Origin of the sequence: Chromohalobacter sarecensis (assembly GCF_023061135.1) — a bacterium.
In the GTDB taxonomy this organism is placed as follows: Bacteria; Pseudomonadota; Gammaproteobacteria; order Pseudomonadales; family Halomonadaceae; genus Chromohalobacter; species Chromohalobacter sarecensis.
Window position 1 is genome coordinate 1 of record NZ_JAKGAN010000020.1, and the last position, 3,076, is coordinate 3,076.

The following is a 3,076-nucleotide window of genomic DNA, read 5'->3' on the forward strand; positions in this document are numbered from 1 at the left end:
ACGCGTTTGGCTAAGGAGCGGGCCTTAGCCCGTCCCAGTGAGCAAAGCGAACGATTTGAGCCAGTTGTTAGGCATTAGAACTTGCTCTGGTTGCTGAACTAAGTGACTTGCCCATGAACACGCTGAGCGGATGCTCGGGATATGAGCCGAATGCGCACCGCCGTGCATAGCCTTGGTTGGTGTAGAACCTCAGTGCCTCCTGTTGATATGGCCCAGTTTCAAGCATGAGCTCTCTGCAACCTGACTCGTAGGCACTAGCCTCTAGGGCGGTGATGAGTTTCTTTGCAATACCTTTGCCTCTGGCTTCGGGTAGCACATACATGCGCTTGACCTCGCCGTAAGAGTCATTCAGCACGACAGCGCCACAGCCGAGGGCGGCGTGTTGCTCATCTCGTGCAACGACAAAAAGCACATTGGGTTTGGAGAGTGACGCGATGTCAAGCGCATAACACGCCTCTGCCGGATACAAAGAACTTTGATACGCATCGAGATCTGCGATGAGTGCGATGATATCTGGCTGATTGGGGGACTCTTGTTCGACGCGCATATTGGATTCTGATTCCTAACGCCAATGTTAAGCGGCGGCCTTTTTGTAGCGCAGCGGAGAAAAGGGCGTCCGGTGGACGGCCGTCAGGCCGGGAACGAACTTGAACGACTGGTTACAAAGCAAGTGCACCCGTTTACCCCCGCTGCTCTGCCGAAAACTGATGTTCGATGACCTCATAGTGTTGCACCGAAAGCTCAGGCTCAAGCTCATAAACTTCATCTTCCGGGTACAAGCGCGCTTGCGAAATATCGGTGCCTGCAAACGCCTCGATTGATTCCAGATTGTCCCAGTACGTGATAAGAGTGAGTTCAAGTTTGCCTGCTAGAGAGCGGCGGAAAATCTGGGCGCCGCGAAAGCCCGGTGTTGTGGAAGAGTCCTTTATTCCGGTTTCGTACAGATAAGCTGTGAACCCTTCACTGTGGATGTCCGGTACCCTACATTTCCATTCCCTGGCGATCATTACCACGCCCTCTCCCTTGCTTTGTAACGCCGCGCTTTGCGGCAAATTTGGAGCGCAGCGGAAAATTTGTCCGGCAACAGAGCCTTGTTAACCGCACGTGGTTTCTGGCGCAACTGGTTGCCAACCATCTAAGGGACCAACATGGGCATTGATACCATATGCATACTGATTTTGATGATAAGGAGCCCCAAGATAGAGAATATACTGGCAACATTCGTCTAGCTTTTTATACGTATTATTTTCTGTGCCGCAGCTATATAGTAGCGCAACAGAAATCCTCTGGTTATCAGAAACTCCCTCAACAAGTATATACTCACCATCTTTTTGGGGGTCACTTACGGTTAGACTCCAACCCTTATCCTTGAGCGGTCGAACCAACTCAGACATACATTTCTCAGAAAGAGTGCTAGCCCTCAGAAGCCAGCCATCATCAGTTGGTAACTCCGGTACTATTCTTCCGTATTTCTGATACCTTTCTGCCATTATCTTTTGTGAAAAAATCTGTATTTCAGTTCTGAATTGTGCCTGCTCAAATAACAACCTGCTATCATCATTCCTACCAGGAAAAAATGTAGAATTATTTGCTCTTTCATTTACCCAGCCCTCCAACCAAGCTAGTGCTATCAAGGCTCCCAAAAGGCGATGAAAGTTAGTTGGTTTTTGCCATACCAGAGACAATCCATGAGCAAACACATGGCGATTTAGACCTGACAAGCCCCTATAGTTTGACGTTTTGCTAAAGAAGCTAAATTTGAGCCACCTCCTTAAAGTCTCGAATAAGTAAATGCGTTCATCGACAAGCTTTAAGTGCTCTATATTTGTAAATTCTTTTGCTATCCAGCAGTGGTCATAGTGGATGAGAGTGGCTTTTTCGACCGCAGCACCTATCACATAATCAATTTTTTCAAGTAGTTTAAGATTTGATTTGGCTTCAGCGCTTAGGAAATCATTAATAGCGCTTTCCACGATAGGTATTAGCGCAGCTATCGCCGCAGTTTTATAGCCACTATAGTAAGATAGATACGCTTCTCTTATAGTTTTTGTGTGCTCCTTCAAGACCAAGCTGTTTGGGAAAAGCTGCTCAATGGCTGTGGCGCAATCGGCCATTGAATATATTTCAGTAATATGATGGTTAAAATCACCCTCTATTCGTTCTCTATCGGAACCTAGCACTTTCGTTAAAGAATCAATTATTTGGCTGGTAACTCGCATCATTATGTATGGAGGCTCAAACCAATCTGCTTTTCTCCAAACCTCTTCTCTGATGCTTAAAAAATTCTTTTTTTGAGCTATTCCTGGAATTTCATCTGGGAGGCACTTTGGGAATAACGCCGTGCCCTCTGCGGTGTACAGCTTTACAGCAGGAATTTTTACGAAAACACCTGTTTCGACATCTTCTACGGAAACATTGGATAAACCTTTACCTTCAGCCCATTTTTTAATCGCAGTTAGATCTGGCTTCGTATAACTTTTACTATATAAGAGCCTAAGCCAAATACCTCTAAATATTTTATCGCAGTTCAAGGTAGCTTTACTCCTACGAGCATGTTTCTGAGCCTATATCAGATAATTGAAGCGGTTAACGCTGGAGTTGAGCGGCGGCCCGTCAGGGCCGTCCGCTCGAACCATTTGTTAGCCCGCTTAAAGCTAAGCCAAATTCGATGACTACGGACAAGGCGCGAGCGACGATGGGAAACGTCATTGACACGAAGTGGCTGATGACTGCTCCCCTATAATCGGCTGACGTTCCTGGGATCAAAGTTGGCATTGGCTTTTGGTTGGCAACTACAAGAATATGGTTCTGAAAGTTGAAGTAGTCGGCAAGGCTTCCGAATAGAAGCAACGCAGCTGGGATAGTGTATAGAAGCATCCACTTCATCTCCCAGCTTTCCGCATCAACCGCCTGAAGCATTGCAATGAAAAGCGTGATAAAAAGCACCAACACGCCTGAATAGAGCAAGATCCAGTTCGTGCCCCAGTAGCTCACAACTTGTACAACGTCATATATCGTCGCGAGGAGCATCAGGAAAGCGTAGATGGGTAATTTCATATGTAGATACGTGTAGGGC

At 46.7% G+C, this 3,076-nt stretch carries 4 protein-coding genes; all 4 read right to left on the minus strand.

What is annotated here, in order from left to right; genetic code table 11:
• Positions 1-67 precede the first annotated feature (67 nt).
• Positions 68-547 carry a GNAT family N-acetyltransferase gene (locus L1071_RS16110; protein ID WP_246977053.1) on the minus strand — a complete coding sequence of 160 codons (480 nt, stop codon included), beginning with the start codon at positions 545-547 and terminating at the stop codon, positions 68-70.
• A gap of 133 nt (positions 548-680) precedes the next feature.
• Positions 681-1,007, minus strand: coding sequence for an antibiotic biosynthesis monooxygenase family protein (locus tag L1071_RS16115; protein ID WP_246977059.1), 327 nt, complete (start codon positions 1,005-1,007; stop codon positions 681-683).
• A gap of 87 nt (positions 1,008-1,094) precedes the next feature.
• Positions 1,095-2,531, minus strand: a complete 1,437-nt coding sequence (locus tag L1071_RS16120) for a hypothetical protein (protein ID WP_246977055.1) — start codon at positions 2,529-2,531, stop codon at positions 1,095-1,097.
• 82 nt (positions 2,532-2,613) lie between these two features.
• The coding region (locus L1071_RS16125) for a hypothetical protein (protein WP_246977057.1) at positions 2,614-3,076 on the minus strand (463 nt) is incomplete at its 5' end.